Origin of the sequence: Streptomyces sp. MspMP-M5 (assembly GCF_000373585.1) — a bacterium.
Lineage (GTDB): Bacteria > Actinomycetota > Actinomycetes > Streptomycetales > Streptomycetaceae > Streptomyces.
In genome coordinates this window covers 75,419-92,500 of sequence record NZ_KB891877.1, presented here as the reverse complement: position 1 = coordinate 92,500, position 17,082 = coordinate 75,419, and the positions used below count along the sequence as shown (strand labels likewise).

16 protein-coding genes are annotated in these 17,082 nt (G+C 73.6%); 9 read left to right on the top strand and 7 right to left on the bottom strand.

Annotated elements, in window-relative coordinates:
- Window positions 1-15: 15 nt before the first annotated feature.
- Together B073_RS0107660 and B073_RS0107655 are read right to left on the bottom strand one after the other, a co-directional pair.
- The gene (locus tag B073_RS0107660) at window positions 16-1,080 is read right to left on the bottom strand and encodes a lipoate--protein ligase family protein (protein ID WP_018537494.1); all 1,065 of its coding nucleotides are present in this window, start codon (window positions 1,078-1,080) and stop codon (window positions 16-18) included.
- Between the two features lie 118 nt (window positions 1,081-1,198).
- Window positions 1,199-2,074 carry a helix-turn-helix transcriptional regulator gene (locus B073_RS0107655; protein WP_018537493.1) on the bottom strand — a complete coding sequence of 292 codons (876 nt, stop codon included), beginning with the start codon at window positions 2,072-2,074 and terminating at the stop codon, window positions 1,199-1,201.
- A 148-nt stretch (window positions 2,075-2,222) separates the two neighbouring features.
- Between B073_RS0107655 and B073_RS0107650 the strand changes: the two genes are divergently transcribed.
- The 7 genes from B073_RS0107650 to B073_RS0107620 all read left to right on the top strand — a co-directional run bounded on the left by B073_RS0107650 (window position 2,223) and on the right by B073_RS0107620 (window position 10,735).
- Entirely contained in the window at window positions 2,223-2,993 is a 771-nt protein-coding gene (locus B073_RS0107650; RefSeq protein WP_018537492.1) for an SDR family oxidoreductase, read from the top strand.
- Window positions 2,994-3,208: 215 nt separating this feature from the next.
- Window positions 3,209-5,074, top strand: a complete 1,866-nt coding sequence (locus tag B073_RS0107645; protein WP_018537491.1) for a gamma-glutamyltransferase family protein — start codon at window positions 3,209-3,211, stop codon at window positions 5,072-5,074.
- 259 nt (window positions 5,075-5,333) lie between these two features.
- The gene (locus tag B073_RS0107640) at window positions 5,334-6,275 is read left to right on the top strand and encodes an inositol monophosphatase family protein (protein WP_018537490.1); all 942 of its coding nucleotides are present in this window, start codon (window positions 5,334-5,336) and stop codon (window positions 6,273-6,275) included.
- Between the two features lie 40 nt (window positions 6,276-6,315).
- A complete protein-coding gene (locus B073_RS0107635) occupies window positions 6,316-7,737 on the top strand; it encodes a phytoene desaturase family protein (protein ID WP_026247166.1) in 1,422 nt (473 codons plus the stop codon).
- Between the two features lie 125 nt (window positions 7,738-7,862).
- A complete protein-coding gene (locus B073_RS0107630; protein WP_018537488.1) occupies window positions 7,863-8,393 on the top strand; it encodes an O-acetyl-ADP-ribose deacetylase in 531 nt (176 codons plus the stop codon).
- Window positions 8,394-8,645: 252 nt separating this feature from the next.
- Window positions 8,646-10,118 carry an AlkA N-terminal domain-containing protein gene (locus B073_RS0107625; protein WP_018537487.1) on the top strand — a complete coding sequence of 491 codons (1,473 nt, stop codon included), beginning with the start codon at window positions 8,646-8,648 and terminating at the stop codon, window positions 10,116-10,118.
- 8 nt (window positions 10,119-10,126) lie between these two features.
- Complete coding sequence (locus tag B073_RS0107620; protein WP_018537486.1) at window positions 10,127-10,735, top strand: methylated-DNA--[protein]-cysteine S-methyltransferase; 609 nt, start codon at window positions 10,127-10,129, stop codon at window positions 10,733-10,735.
- A gap of 236 nt (window positions 10,736-10,971) precedes the next feature.
- On the opposite strand, the gene B073_RS0107615 is transcribed toward B073_RS0107620, so the two are convergent.
- Window positions 10,972-11,658, bottom strand: coding sequence for a TetR/AcrR family transcriptional regulator (locus B073_RS0107615; RefSeq protein WP_026247165.1), 687 nt, complete (start codon window positions 11,656-11,658; stop codon window positions 10,972-10,974).
- Between the two features lie 128 nt (window positions 11,659-11,786).
- On the opposite strand from B073_RS0107615, the gene B073_RS0107610 reads away from it, so the two are divergent.
- Entirely contained in the window at window positions 11,787-12,422 is a 636-nt protein-coding gene (locus B073_RS0107610) for an NAD(P)-dependent oxidoreductase (protein ID WP_018537484.1), read from the top strand.
- A 5-nt stretch (window positions 12,423-12,427) separates the two neighbouring features.
- Here the strand turns inward: B073_RS0107610 and B073_RS0107605 are convergent, their stop codons facing one another.
- Both B073_RS0107605 and B073_RS0107600 read right to left on the bottom strand, forming a co-directional pair.
- Complete coding sequence (locus tag B073_RS0107605) at window positions 12,428-13,270, bottom strand: nucleotidyltransferase domain-containing protein (RefSeq protein ID WP_018537483.1); 843 nt, start codon at window positions 13,268-13,270, stop codon at window positions 12,428-12,430.
- A gap of 126 nt (window positions 13,271-13,396) precedes the next feature.
- Entirely contained in the window at window positions 13,397-13,894 is a 498-nt protein-coding gene (locus tag B073_RS0107600) for an NUDIX domain-containing protein (RefSeq protein WP_026247164.1), read from the bottom strand.
- Between the two features lie 219 nt (window positions 13,895-14,113).
- On the opposite strand from B073_RS0107600, the gene B073_RS0107595 reads away from it, so the two are divergent.
- Complete coding sequence (locus B073_RS0107595) at window positions 14,114-15,238, top strand: glycerate kinase (RefSeq protein ID WP_018537481.1); 1,125 nt, start codon at window positions 14,114-14,116, stop codon at window positions 15,236-15,238.
- A gap of 241 nt (window positions 15,239-15,479) precedes the next feature.
- Here B073_RS0107595 and pssA read toward each other — a convergent pair whose 3' ends face one another.
- Window positions 15,480-16,340: a CDP-diacylglycerol--serine O-phosphatidyltransferase gene (gene pssA / locus B073_RS0107590; protein ID WP_018537480.1), complete on the bottom strand. Its 861-nt coding sequence runs from the start codon at window positions 16,338-16,340 to the stop codon at window positions 15,480-15,482.
- Window positions 16,327-16,974 carry a phosphatidylserine decarboxylase gene (locus B073_RS0107585; RefSeq protein ID WP_026247163.1) on the bottom strand — a complete coding sequence of 216 codons (648 nt, stop codon included), beginning with the start codon at window positions 16,972-16,974 and terminating at the stop codon, window positions 16,327-16,329. The genes pssA and B073_RS0107585 overlap by 14 nt, the downstream gene beginning before the upstream one ends.
- Between the last annotated feature and the right edge of the window lie 108 nt (window positions 16,975-17,082).

Below are 17,082 nucleotides of genomic sequence, written 5' to 3'. Positions count from 1 at the left end.
CGCGGCGCCGGCGGCTCAGGGAATCCGCGCCGTCCACTCGTCGTTCTGGAATTTGCCGAGGACGAGGTCCTGGGCGCGGGCGAGTTCCTCGGGGGTGACCTCGCCGGGGGTGAGGCCGTAGCGCGAGCGGAAGGAGTCGATCATTTTCTCGATGACGGCTTCGCGGGGGAGTCCGGTCTGGCGGCGCAGCGGATCGACGCGCTTCTTGGCGCTCCTGGTCCCCTTGTCGGAGAGCTTTTCCTTGCCGATGCGCAGCACATCGAGCATTTTGTCGGCGTCGATGTCGTAGGACATGGTGACGTGGTGCAGCACCGCGCCGGGGCCGCCGCCCGGGCCGACCATTCTTTTCTGCGCGGCGCCGGCCACTTTCCCCAGTTCGGTGGCGATGTCGTTCAGCGGCTGGTACCACGCTTTGATTCCCAGGTCGCCGAGTGCGGTGAGCACCCAGTCGTCGAGATAGGCGTAGGAATCCGCGAAGGACAGTCCGGAAACCAGGGCCTCGGGCACCGCGAGGGAATAGGTGATGGTGCTCTGCGGCTCGGCGAACATCGCCCCGCCGCCGGAGATCCGGCGCACCACCGTGACGCCGTGGCGGGCCGCGCCCTCGGCGTCGACCTCGTTGCGCAGGGACTGGAAGCTGCCGATGATGACGGCCGGGGCGTCCCATTCCCAGACCCGGAGGGTGGGCGGCCGGCGGCCCGCCGCCACCTCCGTGGTGATGACCTCGTCGAGGGCCATATGGAGGGCCGGCGGCTGGGGCGCGGTGTGGATGAGCTGCCAGTCGTAGTCGCTCCAGTCGGTGGCCTGGGCGAGCGCCCGGCGCACCGCGACGGCGACGCTCTCACTGGTGAAACCGAAGAGCACCGCCGATTCGGGGAGCGCGATGTCGATGCGGTTCTTCAGGCCCGCGGTGTCGGTGTCGACCGGGGCGCCTTCCAGCGCGGAGTTGATGTCCAGGATCGCCTCGTCGGGTTCCAGGAAAAAGTCACCGGCCACCCGGACGTTCCTCAGCCGGCCGTCCTCGACCTCCAGATCGACGACCACCAGCTTGCCGCCCGGGACTTTGTATTCGCCGTGCACTCCACACTCTCCGCCTCGTAAAGCACCGTGCTCCGATACGGTGCCGGGTTTTCCGTATTTCTCCCGACACGGTAACCGCACGGTGGGTGCCTGCGGTGCGTGCGTACGGTGTGTGCCGTCACGCCTGGGGGGCCGCGGGCGTCGCCGCCCAGCTCGCCAGCAGCTTCAGCCGCTCCTCCGTCCGCGAGCCCGGCTCCGGGGTGTAGACGACCAGCATCTGGTCCGGCTCGCCCGCCACCGTCAACGTCTCGTAGGGCAGGGCCAGTTCGCCGACCACGGGGTGCACCAGGCGCTTGTCGCCGTGGGACTTCTCCCGGACCTGGTGGTCCGCCCACAGGCGGCGGAAGTCCTCGCTCGCGAGCGACAACTCGCCCACGAGCGTGGCAAGTTGGGGGTCCTGTGGATGGTTGCCGGCGTACAGGCGCAGATGCGCGACGGTCTCCGCGGCCACCGCCGGCCACTCCGGGTACGTCTCACGGGCCCGCGGGTCGAGGAACACCTGACGCGGAATGTTGCGGTCCCGGGGCGCCAGCCGCGAGAAGCCGACGACGGCGTCACCGAGGTCGTTCCAGGCGAGCACGTCCATACGGTGGCCGAGGACGAACGCCGGGGCCCGGTCCAGGGTGTCCAGGAGCAGCCGCAGGCCGGGGCGGACCTTCTGGGCCGCGGGACCGTCGGCGGCCGCCCGGGGCCCCGCGGACGGGCGGCGCGCGCCCGGCCGGGCCACCTTGCGCAGGTACTCCTGCTCGGTGTCGTCCAGGCGCAGCACCCGTCCGATCGCATCCAGCACGGCGTCCGAGACCGACGGGCCGCGGCCCTGCTCCAGACGGATGTAGTAGTCGACACTGACGCCCGCGAGCTGGGCGACCTCCTCCCGGCGCAGTCCCGGCACCCGCCGCCTGCCGTGGCCGGGCAGCCCGACCTCCTCCGGCCGGATACGGGCGCGCCGCGAGCGCAGGAAGTCGCCGATCTCCCGGCCTATGGGTGTGTCCATACCGGCGATCCTAGGCCCCGGCCCCCCGTCTTTCCTGGTACTGGCAAACCCAGGAAAACCGCCACTCTGGGCCGCCGCGCCGGCTGGCCGCAAGGTGGTGGACGTCGCCGGGAGACGCCCCGGGGCGACCACCACCCCAGGAGATCCCATGTCGTATGACACCCTCACCGGCCGCACCGCCGTTGTCACCGGAGCCGCCAGCGGCATGGGCGAGGCCACCGCCCGGCTGCTCGCCTCGTACGGTGTGCGGGTGGCGCTGCTCGCCCGCCGGGCCGAGCGGCTGACCGACCTGACCGACCTGGCCGGCAAGATCGAGGCGGCCGGCGGCCAGGCCCTCGCCGTCCCCACCGACCTCACCGACGCCGCTTGCGTGGACGCCGCGGTACGGCAGGTGCACACCGCGTACGGCGCCGTCGACCTCGTCGTCAACGCCGCGGGCGTGATGCTGCCCAACCCCGTCACGGCGGGCCGCACCGACGAGTGGCAGTGCATGCTGGACACCAACGTGACCGGCGCGCTGCGCGTCATCCGCGCCTTCACCCCCGACCTGATCGCGGCCGCCGCGGCGGGCCGGACCGCGGACCTGGTCAACATCTCCTCGATCGGCGCGCACGTCCCGTTCCCCCACTACGCCGTCTACGGCGCGACCAAGGCCGCGCTGACCTACCTCTCGCAGTCCCTGCGCACCGAACTGGGCCCGCTCGACGTCCGCGTCACCAACATCGAACCGGGCCTGACCGACACCGAACTCGCCGACCACGTCGACAACGCGGAACTCTCCGGCCAGCTGGACGGCATGTTCGACGCGCTGATCGGACTGTCCGCCGACGACATCGCCGACCTGATCGCCTTCACGACCAGCCGTGCCCGCCATGTCAACCTGCGCCAGGCGATCGTGCTGCCGACCCGTCAGGCGTGACCGCGTCAGCCCGGCGGGTCCGGCAGCCGGGGCAGGGCTGTGCCGAGCGGCGGTGGCGGAGGCCGCCGGCACCCGCGTGGGGCGCCCACCCGTGCGGGGAGGGTGAGAAGCCGCCCAGTCCGGGGAGAGTACGGGTGACCCGTACGCCCCGCCGGCCGCCATGGGCCGCCACGCCCCACAAGAGCCGCCATGCCCCACGACGACGAGGAGCCCCCGTGTTCACCACCCGCCCCACCCTCCACGGCACCTTCGGCATGGCCGCCACCACCCACTGGCTGGCGTCCCAGTCCGCGATGGCCGTACTGGAGGATGGCGGCAACGCCTTCGACGCCGCCGTCGCCGCCGGGTTCGTGCTGCACGTCGTCGAACCGCACCTGAACGGGCCGGCCGGCGAGGTGCCCGTCATCCTGGCCCCGGCGGACGGACCGGTGCGGGTGCTGTGCGGGCAGGGCCCCGCCCCCGCCGGCGCCACCGTGGCCCACTACACCTCCCTGGGCCTCGACCTCGTCCCCGGTACCGGGCCGCTCGCCGCCGCCGTCCCCGGCGCCTTCGACGCCTGGATGCTGCTGCTGCGCGACCACGGCACCAAGTCCCTGGCCGAGGTGCTCCGTTACGCCATCGGATACGCCGAGCAGGGTCACCCCGCCGTCGAACGGATCGGGGAGACCGTGGAAACCGTCCGCACGCTCTTCGAGACCGAGTGGACCTCCTCGGCCGAGCTCTACCTCCGCGGCGGCCGCGCCGTCCGCCCCGGCGAACTCCTCACCAACCGCCCCCTGGCCGCCACCTGGCGCCGCCTCCTCACCGAGGCCGCGGCCGCCTCCGCCGACCGCGAGGCACAGATCGAGGCCGCCCGCCGCATCTGGCGCGAGGGCTTCATCGGCGAGGCGCTCGCCGACTTCGCCGCCCGCCCCGCCATGGACACCTCCGGCGAACCGCACGCCGGCACCCTCACCGGCGACGACCTGACCGCCTACACCGCCACCTACGAGGACCCGGTCACCCACGACTGGCACGGCTGGACCGTCGCCAAGGCCGGCGGCTGGACCCAGGGCCCCGTCTTCCTCCAGCAACTCGCCCTGCTGCCCGAGGAGTTGCCCGCCTACGGAAGCCCGGAATACGTCCATCTCCTCATCGAGGGCAGCAAACTCGCGATGGCCGACCGCGAGGCGTGGTACGGCGACGCCGCCGACGTCCCGCTCGCCACCCTGCTCGGCGACGACTACAACACCGCCCGCCGCGCCCTCATCGGCGACCGCGCCTCGTACGCGCTGCGGCCCGGCAGCCCCGAGGGCCGCAACCCGCGGCTGAGCAAGCACGCCCTGGCGGTGGCCACCGGAACCGGCGGGTCCGCCGCGGCGGGCCTCCTGGCCGGCGGCGCGGGGGAGCCGACCATGGCCCGCGGCCTCAACACCGCCGCGCACGGCCGCGCTGAACCGCCCGCCGTCGCCCCCGAGGTCGACCGGGACGGCACCACCCGCGGCGACACCTGCCACATCGACATCGTCGACCGCTGGGGCAACCTCGTCTCCGCCACCCCCTCCGGCGGCTGGCTCCAGTCCAACCCCGTCGTCCCCGGCCTCGGCTTCCCGCTCGGCACCCGCCTCCAGATGGCCTGGCTGGAGGAGGGCCTGCCCAACTCCCTCACCCCCGGGCGCCGCCCCCGCACCACCCTCACCCCGTCCCTCGCCCTGCGCGACGGCGTCCCCGTCATGGCGTTCGGCACCCCCGGCGGCGACCAGCAGGACCAGTGGCAGCTGCATTTCTTCCTGGCGGTGGCGCTGCGCCCGCAGGTCCGCGGCGGCCTCGACCTCCAGGGCGCCATCGACGCCCCGAACTGGCACCACGACTCCTTCCCCGGCTCCTTCTTCCCGCGCGTCATGCGGCCCGGCGGCGTCACCGTCGAATCCCGGATCGGCGACGCGGTCATCGACGGGCTGCGGCGCCGCGGCCACGACGTCACGGTGGGCGGCGCCTGGTCGGAGGGGCGGCTGTGCGCGGTGGCCCGCGACCCGCGGACCGGGGTGCTGTCGGCCGCGGCCAATCCGCGCGGCATGCAGGGGTACGCGGTCGGGCGGTGAACGGCGGCGGGCTGCCTGGGGGTGCGGTGACCGGCGGCCGGCCACCTTGGGATGCCGCCTCGGGACGCCGTTGCGGGACGCCGCCTCGCGACGCCGGATACGGTGCTGACCTGGGGTGATGGCTTGGGGCGAGGCCGGCGGGGCGGGGGTGGCCGGTGCTCTCCGGGGCGGCCGGCGGCACCCGCCCGTGGTCCGTACGGCACCCGGAGTTCACCCGGAGTCCGGCCGGAGTGTCAGTGGCCCATGGTTCGATGGATGCATGATCGAAGCACTGGACATCCGCACTCCGGGAGACACCACGGACACCACGGACATTACGGCCACCACGGACCTCGCCGACGCCGTCACCCTCACCCCGGCCGCCGCGCCCGCCGCCGAGCCCGATCTCTCCGGGCTGGACTGGGCGGCCGTGGAGGCCGCCGTCCGGCAGGCCGCGGCCGACGAGATCGTGCCCCGCTTCCGGCAGCTCGGCGCCGAGGAGATCGTCGAGAAGAACGGCCCGCACGACCTCGTCACCATCGCCGACCGGCGCGCCGAGGAGCACCTCACCGCCGCCCTCACCGCCCTGCTGCCCGGCTCCCGGGTGGTCGGCGAAGAGGCCGTGCACGCCGACCCCACCGTCCTCGATGCCCTCCACGGCGACGCCCCCGTCTGGATCGTCGACCCGGTCGACGGCACCCGCCAGTTCGTCCACGGCGACCCCGGCTTCGCCACCCTGGTCGCCCTCGCCCACCGCGGCGAGGTGCTCGCCTCCTGGACGTACGCCCCCGCCCTCGGCCAGATGGCCGTCGCCCGCCGCGGCGCCGGCGCCTGGCTCAACGGCGCACGGCTCACCGCCGGCCACCCCGCCCCCGGTGCCGATCTCGAAGTCGCCACCTCCCACCCCGACTTCACCACCGACGACCAGAAGCGCGTCCTGGCCGCCCTGAAGACCCCCGGCGTCACGCCCCGCCCCTGCGGCTCCGCCGGCCTGGAGTACCTCCACATAGCCGTCGGCCGGCTCGACGCCACGGCCTTCAGCTGGGAGAACTCCTGGGACCACGCCGCCGGTCTGCTCCTCGTCCACGAAGCGGGCGGCGCCAGCGGCACCGTCGCCGGCCGTCCCTTCCGCATCGAAGGCGGCAACGCGCTGCCCTTCACCGCGGCACGGGACGCCGAAACGGCGCGGCGTATCCTCGGACTGCTGGCTGCCGCCAACTGACCCTCACCGACGAGGGTCGGACACGAGGGGAGTGGCGCAGGTGCCGACGATGCTCGATGCCGTCGTGATCGGATCGGGGCCCAACGGCCTGACAGCGGCGGTCGAACTCGCCCGCCGCGGCATGTCCGTCGAGGTCTTCGAAGCCCGCGACACCATCGGCGGCGGCGCCCGCACCGAGGAGTTGACCCTCCCTGGTTTCCGCCACGACCCGTGCTCCGCGGTGCACCCGCTCGCCGCCGGCTCCCCCGCCTTCCGCGCCATGCCCCTGGAGCGCCACGGCCTGGAATGGCTCCACCCCGACCTCCCCATGGCGCACCCCTTCCCCGACGGCACCGCAGCGGTCCTGGCGCACTCCGTCGGCGAGACCGCCATGTCGTTCGGGCCGCGCGACGCCGGCACCTACCGCCGGCTCGTCGCCCCGTTCACCGGCCGGTGGGACACCCTGGCCCACGACTTCCTGCGCACCCAGTGGCTGGGCCTGCCCCAGGACCCGCTCACCTACGCCCGCTTCGGCCTGGTCGCCATGCAGCCGGTCACCCTCCTCAACAACCGCTTCCAGGACGAGAAGGCCCGCGCCCTGCTGGCCGGCCTCGCCGCCCACGCCATCGCGCCGCTCCGCGGCTTCGGCACCAGCGGCCTGGCCCTGATGTTCGCCCTCGCCGCCCACGCCAACGGCTGGCCGGTGCCCCGCGGCGGCTCCCAGGCCATCTCCGACGCCCTCGCCGGCCTCCTCCGCGCCCACGGCGGCGCCGTCCACACCGACTTCGAGGTCAAGCGCCTGGACGACCTCCCGCCGGCCCGCGCCTACGTCTTCGACACCTCCCCGACCGCCCTCGCCCGCATCGCCGGCCTCGGCAACGCCTACCGCGACGTCACCTACGGCCCCAGCGTCTTCAAGATCGACTACGCGCTGTCCGGCCCCGTCCCCTGGACCGCCCCGGAAGCCCACCACGCCGGCACCGTCCACATCGGCCCCACCAGCGGCGAGATCTCCGCCGCCCTCGACGCCGCCGTCCAGGGCCGCGATCCCTCCGTCCCCTTCCTGATCACCGCCCAGCCCAGCCTCATCGACCCCACCCGCGCCCCCGAAGGCCACCACACCTTCTGGGCCTACGGCCACGTCCCCAACGGCTGGACGGGCGACGCCACCGACGCCGTCGAGCGCCAGATCGAACGCTTCGCCCCCGGCTTCCGCGACCTCGTCCTCGCCCGCGCCGTCGCCGGCCCCCCACAACTCGCCGCCCGCAACGCCAACTACGTCGGCGGCGACACCGCCACCGGCTCCGCCGCCGGCCTCCGCCTCCTCATCCGCCCCAAGCTCACCCGCGTCCCCTACGAAACCGCCCACCCCGCCGTCTTCCTCTGCTCCCAGGCCACCCCACCCGGCCCCGGCGTCCACGGCATGTCCGGCCACCACGCCGCCCGAGCCGTCTGGCGCCGCCTCCGGGCGAGCGGCCGCTAGGACGCGCCCGCGCAACCGGGACCTGCCCCGGCCACCCGAGCCGCCCCCCGACCCGCCCTCCGGACGAACGACGAGACCATGCGGACCCGCCCTGCCCTCACCGGGCAAGCGCCTAGGCTCACCACATGACCACCACCCTCACCCTCGTCCAGGGCGACATCACCGAACAGGCCGTCGACGCCGTGGTCAACGCCGCCAACTCCTCCCTGCTCGGCGGCGGAGGCGTGGACGGCGCGATCCACCGCCGCGGCGGGCCTGACATCCTCGCCGAGTGCCGCGCCCTCCGCGCCGGCCGGTACGGCCGCGGCCTGCCCACCGGCCAGGCCGTCGCCACCACCGCCGGCCGACTGCCCGCCCGCTGGGTGATCCACACCGTCGGCCCCGTCCACTCGACCTCCGAAGACCGCACCGAACTCCTGGCCTCCTGCTACCGCGAGTCCCTGCGCACCGCCGCGGAACTCGGCGCCCGCACCGTCGCGTTCCCCGCCATCTCCACCGGCGTCTACCGCTGGCCGATCGCCGACGCCGCCCGCACCGCCGTCGCCAGTGTCCGCGCCGCCCTCGCCGACACCCCCGACGCCTTCGACGAGATCCGCTTCGTGGTCTTCGACGCCCGCGCCCACGCCGCCTACGAGACCGCCCTCGCCGAGGGGTGATCACGCCGTACACCACCCCCTGCGAGAGCAACGGGGAGCCGAAGGCACATCGGTGTCCCGGCCGACGAGCCGAGGGAAGCCGGTGTCCCGGCTGACGAGCCGAGGGAAGCCGGTGTCCCGGCTGACGAGCCGAGGGAAGCCGGTGTCCGGGGGCTGACAAGCCGAGGCAAATCCGTGTCCGAGCTGACGAGCCAAGGTTGATGTCGGATTTCCGCCAGCCCGCACCTACCCGGCTGCGGAATCCTGGAGGACATGCACACCGATACCGAGCGCTGTCTGCGCGCCGTGCAGTCCAAGGACGCCCGCTTCGACGGATGGTTCTACATCGCCGTCGTCACCACCGGCATCTACTGCCGGCCCAGCTGCCCGGTGGTGCCCCCCAAACCGGAGAACATGCGCTTCTACCCCAGCGCGGCCGCTGCCCAACAGGCCGGCTTCCGGGCCTGCAAACGCTGCCGCCCGGACGCCAGCCCCGGCTCCCCGCAGTGGGACGAACGGGCCGACCTGGTCGCCCGCGCCATGCGGCTGATCGCCGACGGCATCGTCGACCGCGAAGGCGTCCCCGGTCTCGCCGCCCGCCTCGGCTACAGCCCCCGCCAGATCGAACGCCAACTCCGCGCCGAACTCGGCGCCGGCCCGCTCGCCCTGGCCCGCGCCCAGCGCGCCCAGACCGCCCGGCTCCTGATCGAGACCACCACCCTCCCGATGGCCGAGATCGCCTTCGCCGCCGGATTCGCCAGCATCCGCTCCTTCAACGAGACCGTCCGCGAGGTCTTCGCCCTCGCGCCCACCGAACTCCGCGGCCGCGCCCGCCCCGGCCCCCGCGCCACCACCCCCGGCACCCTCACCCTGCGGCTCCCCTTCCGGCAGCCGCTCAACCCCGACAACCTCTTCGGACACCTCGCCGCCACCGCCGTCCCCGGCGTCGAGGAATGGCGCGACGGCGCCTACCGCCGCACCCTCGACCTCCCCTACGGACACGGCATCGTCGCCCTCACCCCCCACCCCGACCACATCGACTGCCGGCTCTCCCTCACCGACCTCCGCGACCTCGCCGGCGCCATCGCCCGTTGCCGCCGGATGCTCGACCTCGACGCCGACCCGGAGGCCGTCGACAGCCTGCTCCGGGAGGACCCGCAGCTCGCCCCGCTGGTCGACAAGGCCCCCGGCCGCCGGGTGCCGCGCACCGCCGACGCCGACGAATTCGCGATCCGTGCGGTCCTCGGCCAGCAGGTCTCCACCGCCGCCGCCCGCACCCACGCCGGCCGCCTGGTCCTCGCCCACGGCGAACCGGTCGACGACCCCTGCGGCGGCCTCACCCACCTCTTCCCGACCCCCGCCGCCCTCGCCGCCCTCGCCCCGGAAACCCTCGCCATGCCCCGCACCCGACGCGCCACCCTCACCGGCGTCGTCGCGGCCCTCACGGACGGCACCCTGCAACTCGGCGTCGGCAGCGACCGGGACGAGGCCCGCGCCCGTCTCGCCGCGCTCCCCGGCATCGGCCCCTGGACCGTCGAATGCATCGCCATGCGCGCCCTCGGCGACCCCGACGCCTTCACCCCCACCGACCTCGGCCTGCGCCGCGCGGCCGCCGGCCTCGGCCTGCCCGCCACCCCCGCAGCCCTCATCCGTCACTCCGCCCGCTGGCGCCCCTGGCGCGCCTACGCCGTCCAGTACCTCTGGGCAACCGAAGACCACCCCATCAACCACCTCCCCACGAATTGAGCCCCACCATGCCCACCCCCACCACAGCCACCGCGGCCCCCACCGACAGCACACCCACCCCCGAGAGCACACCCACCACAGCCCCCTCCGCCCCCTCCGGTCCGGTGACCCACACCGTCCTCCACGACACCCCGGTCGGCCCGCTCACCCTCGTCGCCCACGGCGACACCCTCAGCGGCCTCTACATGACCGACCAGCGCCACCGCCCACCCCAGGAGACCTTCGGCACCCCCGCAGACCCCGACGAACCGCCCTTCGCCGCGACCATCGCCCAGCTCCGCGCCTACTTCCGGGGCGAACTGACCACCTTCGACCTGCCGCTCGCGCTGCACGGCACCCCGTTCCAGCGCCGCGTCTGGGCCGCCCTGCGCACCATCCCCTACGGCGAGACGGTCTCGTACGGGCAGCTCGCCGCCCGCCTCGGCACCCCGAACGCGTCCCGCGCCGTCGGCCTGGCCAACGGCCGCAACCCGATCGGCATCATCGTCCCCTGCCACCGCGTCGTCGGCGCCAACGGCAGCCTCACCGGCTACGGCGGCGGCCTCGACCGCAAACGCCGCCTCCTCACCTTCGAACGCGCCGCCGACGGACTCTTTCCCCCGGACGACTGCGCCTGAGCAGGACAGCCCGAGCCGTGCAGGAGCGGTCCGGGGCGGCCGAACAGGCGTGACCGACGACTGACGGCCGCCCGCGCAGAGACAGGCCCGCACGTCCTGCGACAGGCCCGCCCGCCCGGCGACAGGCCCGCCCGCCCGGCAACAGGCCCGCGCGTCGGGCAACAGGCCCGCGCGTCGGGCGACAGACCTGTGGGTCCGGCCGGCCCGCCCTCCGACCCGCTACCTGTCCGGATCCACTACATGTCGCCCGCTACGCGTCGCCCTCTCCGCTCGCCTGACGGCGCGAGCCCACCCAGCACCGCCCGCACCGTCTCCGCCGCGAACTCCCCCTCGCCCTCGGGCCGCAGCGCCCCTGCCGGCGCCTCCCCGTCGAAGAACAGGTCGAGAAACGCCCGGTGGAAACAGGCCCCGATCAGCAGATTGGCCGCCGCATGCGGATCGACCGCAGCCGAGATCCGCCCCAGCTTCTGCTCCGCCGCCAGATACGCCGCCAGCTGCCCGCTCGCATTGTGCGGCCCCACGGCGCCCAGCTCGTCCAGCTTGCGCCGATGCGTCGCCAGCAACTCCGGACTGGCGAACAGCGAGGCCGCAATCGGGAACGACCCCCGGTAGAACCGCAACGCGGCCAGCACCACCGCCTCGAGGTGCCCGGCCGGACCGCGTTCGTCACCCGCCCGGTCCGGCAGCCCCGCCAACGCGTCGGAGAACTGTGGCACCCGCTCGTGCAGCACCCGCACGAAGATCTCTTCCTTGCTGCGGAAGTGCTTGTAGAGCGTCGCCTCGGAGCACCCGGCCTCCTTGGCGATCTGCTTGGTCGTGGTGTGGGTCAGGCCCACGTTCGTCATCAGCGCGGCGGCGGCGTCCAGGATGCGGGAGCGCGTCAACGCCCCTCCGGACAGCGGGGCATCGGCTTCAGGGCTCATGGGAACGACCCTACATTGACAGGTGAGTGAACACTCACCCACACTGGTGGGTAAGTGTTCACTCACCCCTTGCTCGCCCCTTCCCTCTCCCTTCTCCGCTCGGGCCAGGAAAGATCACCGGAGGACCCATGAAGATCACCGTCGTCGGAGCCTCGGGAGGCATCGGCCGGCACCTCGTCAGGCAGGCACTGGCCGACGGGCACGACGTGACCGCCGCACTGCGCAGCCCCGAAAAACTGACCGACCGCCATCCGCGCCTCACGATCGTCCGCGCCGACGCGCTCGACGCCGCCTCCGTCGAACCGGCCATCGAGGGCGCCGACGCGGTCCTCTCCGGCATCGGCCAGGCCGGCCGACATGATCCACTGCGCCCCGCCTCGACCTCGGCCCGCGCGGTGACCGAGGCCATGGCGGCAACCGGCGTACGCCGCCTCCTCGTTGTCAGCGCCGGCCCGCTCAACCACACCGGCGCCGGCCAGCCGTTCCTCGCCCACCGGGTCTTCGGCCCGCTGCTCTGGGCCGTCCTCAAGGAGCTCTACACCGACCTGGAACGCATGGAGGCCGTCCTCCGCGAGACCGACCTCGACTGGACCTCCGTCCGCCCGCCCCGTCTGCTCGACAAGCCGGGCACCGGCCGCTACCGCCACGCCCTCGAAGCCGGCCCGTCCGGCAGCTCCATCCCCCGCGCCGACGTCGCTCGCGCCATGCTCGACTTCGTCACCGACCCCACCACCTACCACCACACCGTCGGCGTCAGCACCTGAACTCCTTAATCCCGCCCCCCTTCCTCCGGCCCGTCACCCTCTGTCGTGACCGCCTCCCTCACCTCTGCCACCAGGCGTTCCGCCTGAGCGAGGGTGTGGTGCAACTGGTCCTGGGTGCGGCCGAGTTCGCCGAGGAGTGTGGTGACACGGGCGGCGAAGTCCGGTGGGGTATGGGGGAGGGTGGCAGCCGTCGCCAGGGCGCCCTTTTCGTTGAGGCACCAGATGCGGTGGTGGGCGTGCAGGGCCTGGACAAGGGCGCCGACCGCCCGGGACAGGCACAGCGAGGCGTGCAGGACGTCCGCGGTCGCGGACGACTTGGCCGCCATCGCCACTGAGAAGCCCGCGTCCCAGACGGCGGCACCGGTCAGTGCCTTGCGCAGGGGCTCGGGATACGTCCCGGTCTCCTCCTTGAGGCGGCCCAACTCCCCGGAGCCGTCGGCCAGTATTCGGCCGAGGGCCACCTCGCCCGGATAGGCGGGGGACCAGAAGCCGAGGGGGTGGCCGGCCTGCATGCCGGTCTCGAAGCGGCCGGTGCGGCAGTCCTCCCACACCCGCCGCACCCGGTCCAGGTCCCGGAAGATCCAGTCCACATGGCTGCCGTCGGGCAGGACCAGCCACGCCCCGCCGTTCACCCAGGGCCCCCAGGCACCCGGCGGGTGTATCTCGACGGGGCCGCCGGTCACGTCCGCCGCCAGTGCTTCCAGCGCGGGCAGATCCAGTGTGCCCCGGTAGTAGACGCCCAGGTCCCAGTCGGAATCCGGACGGTTGGTTCCTCGTGCGCGGCTGCCCCCGAGCATGACCCCGACGACTCCCGGCACCCGCGCGATGCGCTCCGCGATCTCTTCCATGAGAACGAGGCTAGGGGCCGGGCGGGGAGAAGGAATCAACCCACGGTTCTCACACCCAGGTATGAGGCGCCCGCAGCAAGGAGGCGCCCACGTTCAGCCCCGCCCGCCCCCCTCACGCCACGTCCCTCAGTCCGGCCGCAGGCCGTCCTCCAGTTCCACCGGGCCGTGGTCGTTCTCCAGGGCGTCGAGGGCGCCGCGGATGCGCAGGCGCAGGTCCTTGGCCAGCAGGGTTTCGGCCTCGTCCCAGGGGACCAGGCGCCAGGAGAGGAGTTCCTCCTCCTGCAGGCGGATGGCGGCGAGCTGTGCCGCGTCCAGTACTCCGCCGTCGAAGAGGTACGACACCAGTGGGGGACGGGTCTCCCCGCGCACCCAGTCGATGGCGAGCAGTCGGCCCGGCGCCACGTCCAGGCCGATCTCCTCCAGGGTCTCCCGACGGGCGGCCTCGCGCGGGGACTCCCCGGCGTCGGACTCGATGGTGCCGCCCGGCAGCACCCAGGTGTCCAGGTAGTTGGGTTCCACGAGCAGCAGGCGGCCCTCCGCGTCGCGGAAGATGACCCCCGCGCCGGCGAGCACCCGGGGCAGTCCGGCGATGTAGGTGGCGTAGTCGTCGTCCATGGTCGTCACGGCCGTGAGCCTATGCGGTGGCCGGCGGCGCGGAGAAGCGCGGGCCAGAGGCTGACGGGCCGAGGGCGGGCAGGTGAGGGCGGCGCGGGTGATGTCTGTCCGCTCCGTCCGCTCTGTTCGGCGGGGGTGTCGGGCGGATATGGTCTCAGCGGCGCGACTGCCAGTTCGAAAGCAAGGGGAAACACGGTGGCGGACGCAGCAAGGACACACACAGCACATGTGCTGATCGCCGCGGACAAGTTCAAGGGCTCGCTCACGGCCGTCGAGGTCGCCGAGCACGTCACGGCCGGTCTGCGGCGCGTGGTCCCCGGTCTGGACGTGGCGGCGGTCCCGGTCGCGGACGGTGGCGACGGGACGACCGCGGCGGCCCTCGCGGCCGCTTTCACCCGGCACGAGGCACGGGTCACCGGGCCCACCGGCGAGCCGGTGACGGCCACCTTCGCGCTGCGCGAGGACGGCACGGCGGTGGTGGAGATGGCCGAGGCATCCGGTCTCCAGCACCTCCCGAAGGGCGTTTTCGCACCCCTGACGGCCACCACCTACGGCACCGGCGAGCTGCTGCTCGCGGCGCTGGACGCGGGGGCGACGTCGATCGTCTTCGGGGTCGGCGGCAGCGCCACCACCGACGGCGGCGCGGGCATGCTGGCGGCGCTGGGCGCCCGCTTCCTGGACGCCGACGGGGCGCCGGTCGGGCCGGGCGGCGGCGGGCTGCGGGAGCTGGCCACGGCCGACCTGTCGGGGCTCGACCCGCGGCTGGCCCGTACGGAGATCGTGCTCGCCAGCGACGTCGACAATCCACTGACCGGCCCCAAGGGAGCACCGGCCGTCTACGGGCCCCAGAAGGGCGCGAGCGAGGAGGACGTCGCCGTCCTGGACGCCGCCCTGGCACGCTTCGCCAAGGTGCTGGAGCGAGCCGTGGGCCCCAAGGCCGCGGAACACGCGCTGGCTCCCGGGGCCGGGGCGGCGGGCGGCATCGGCTACGGCGCCCTGGTCGGGCTGGACGCCGCGTTCCGGCCGGGGATCGACGTGATGCTGGACGTGCTGGGGTTCGCGCCGGCGCTGGCCCGGGCCACGTTCGTGATCACCGGTGAGGGGTCGCTCGACGCGCAGACCCTGCACGGCAAGGCGCCGGCCGGGGTCGCCGCGGCGGCGCGGGCCGCGGGCATCGAGGTGGCCGCGGTCTGCGGGCGGCTGCAGCTGCCCGAGGAGGCGCTCGCGGCGGCGGGCATCCGCCGTGCGTACGCCCTGACGGACCTGGAGCCCGACCCGGTCCGCTGCATGGCCGAGGCGGGCCCGCTGCTGGAGCGGGCGGCGGAGAGCCTGGCGCGGGACTTCCTGGTGTGAGCCGGCGGCTGAGGGCCGGTCTCTGAGGGCCGGCGTCCTGAGGAGGCTGGGCCTGAGGCGTCCCGACGGGGTCCCGTGAGGGGCAGACCGGAAGCCCAGGGCCCAGGCAGTTCGGGCCGTGTCCCAGACGGCCGACGAGAGCGTCCCTCTGGGCCGCCTGCCGCACACACGAAGAGGCCCCGAGCGGACTGTTCCGCTCGGGGCCTCTCGCGTTCTCCGGGGGCGCCGCCGCCCGGGCCCGTCAGGGCTGGTGCGCGGCGCGCGACTCGGCGCGCGACTCGCGGCGGTTGTCGCGGAAGGTGTTGACCCTCCGGGCCGTCGCGAAGACCGGGATCATGGCGCCCAGCACGATCTGCAGGGAGCAGCCGGTCTGGAGCAGCAGCTGGCCGCCGGGGGCGTCCAGGGCCCAGGCGGCGAGCATGCCCATGCTGAGCACGATCCAGCTGAGCATCGCCACCGCGAGCCGGCCCCGCGGCTTGGGGTACTCGACCCGGCTCACCATCAGCCAGGCCACCCCGATGATCGCCAGCAGCGTCGGCAGGAACGGCAGCTCCAGCAGGACGATGGCGACGACGGTCAGGGCGCCGAAGGGGCTCGGCATGCCCTGGAAGATGCCGTCGCGCAGCGTCACGCAGGAGAAGCGGGCAAGCCGCAGCACCACCGCCAGCAGCACCACCACCGCCGCGACCACCGACACCCGCTGGTGCGCGTCCTGGGCGACCATGCCCCAGGTCACGACGAAGTACGCGGGTGCCAGGCCGAAGCTGATCAGGTCGGAGAGGTTGTCGAGCTCGGCCCCCATCGCCGAGGCCCGCAGCTTGCGCGCCACCAGTCCGTCGAAGAGGTCGAAGACCGACGCCAGCAGCATCAGGATCACGGCCATCGCGGCGCTGTGCCGCGCCATCCCGCCGTCCTCGGTCCCCGTCAGGTGGGGGATGAGGACGCCGGTGGTGGTGAAGTACACGGCCATGAAGCCGCAGATGGCGTTGCCGAGCGTGAGGGTGTCCGCTATTGACAGCCGCGTGGACAGCGGCATGTCATCGTCGTCCTCGTCGGTTTCGGGCGCCCAGCCCGCCTGCGTCTCGGGATCAATCACGGTCAAGGCGAGTCACCCCCGCGGTTGTGGCCTGGCCGACCTCGACGGCCGGCTCGACGCCCTCCGGGAGATAGACGTCCACCCGCGAGCCGAAGCGGATCAGGCCGATCCGCTCGCCCTGCTCGACCTTGGTGCCCTGGGGCACGTAGGGGACGATGCGGCGGGCGACCGCGCCGGCGATCTGCACCATCTCGATGTCGCCCAGCTCGGTGTCGAAGTGCCAGACGACCCGCTCGTTGTTCTCGCTCTCCTTGTTGAACGCCGGGACGAAGCCGCCGGGGATGTGCTCCACGGACGTCACCGTGCCGGCCAGCGGCGCACGGTTGACGTGGACGTTCAACGGGCTCATGAAGATCGCGACGCGGGTGCGGCCGTCCTTCCACGGCATGATGCTCTGCACCACGCCGTCGGCCGGAGAGATGACGCGGCCCTGAGCGATCTCTCGCTCGGGGTCGCGGAAGAACCACAGCATGCCCGCCGCGAGTGCGGTGGTGGGCACGGCGACGGCGGCCCAGCGTCCCGACCGGCGGGCGCGGGCCACGCTGAGCGCCGCCGTTGCCACGGTCGGGAGGAGCCACGGCGACGCTCCGCGCGCGAGGCGGACGCGACCGCGTTGTGCAGAGGATTGGCTGTGGGGCATGGATGACCTTCGTAGCGGAGGATGCCGCGTATGGATACGGGGGACGGCGGCTTTCCTGGGATGCTATCGGTTGCGAGCGGCAACTGGCCAAGAGCCAGAGCCAATCCG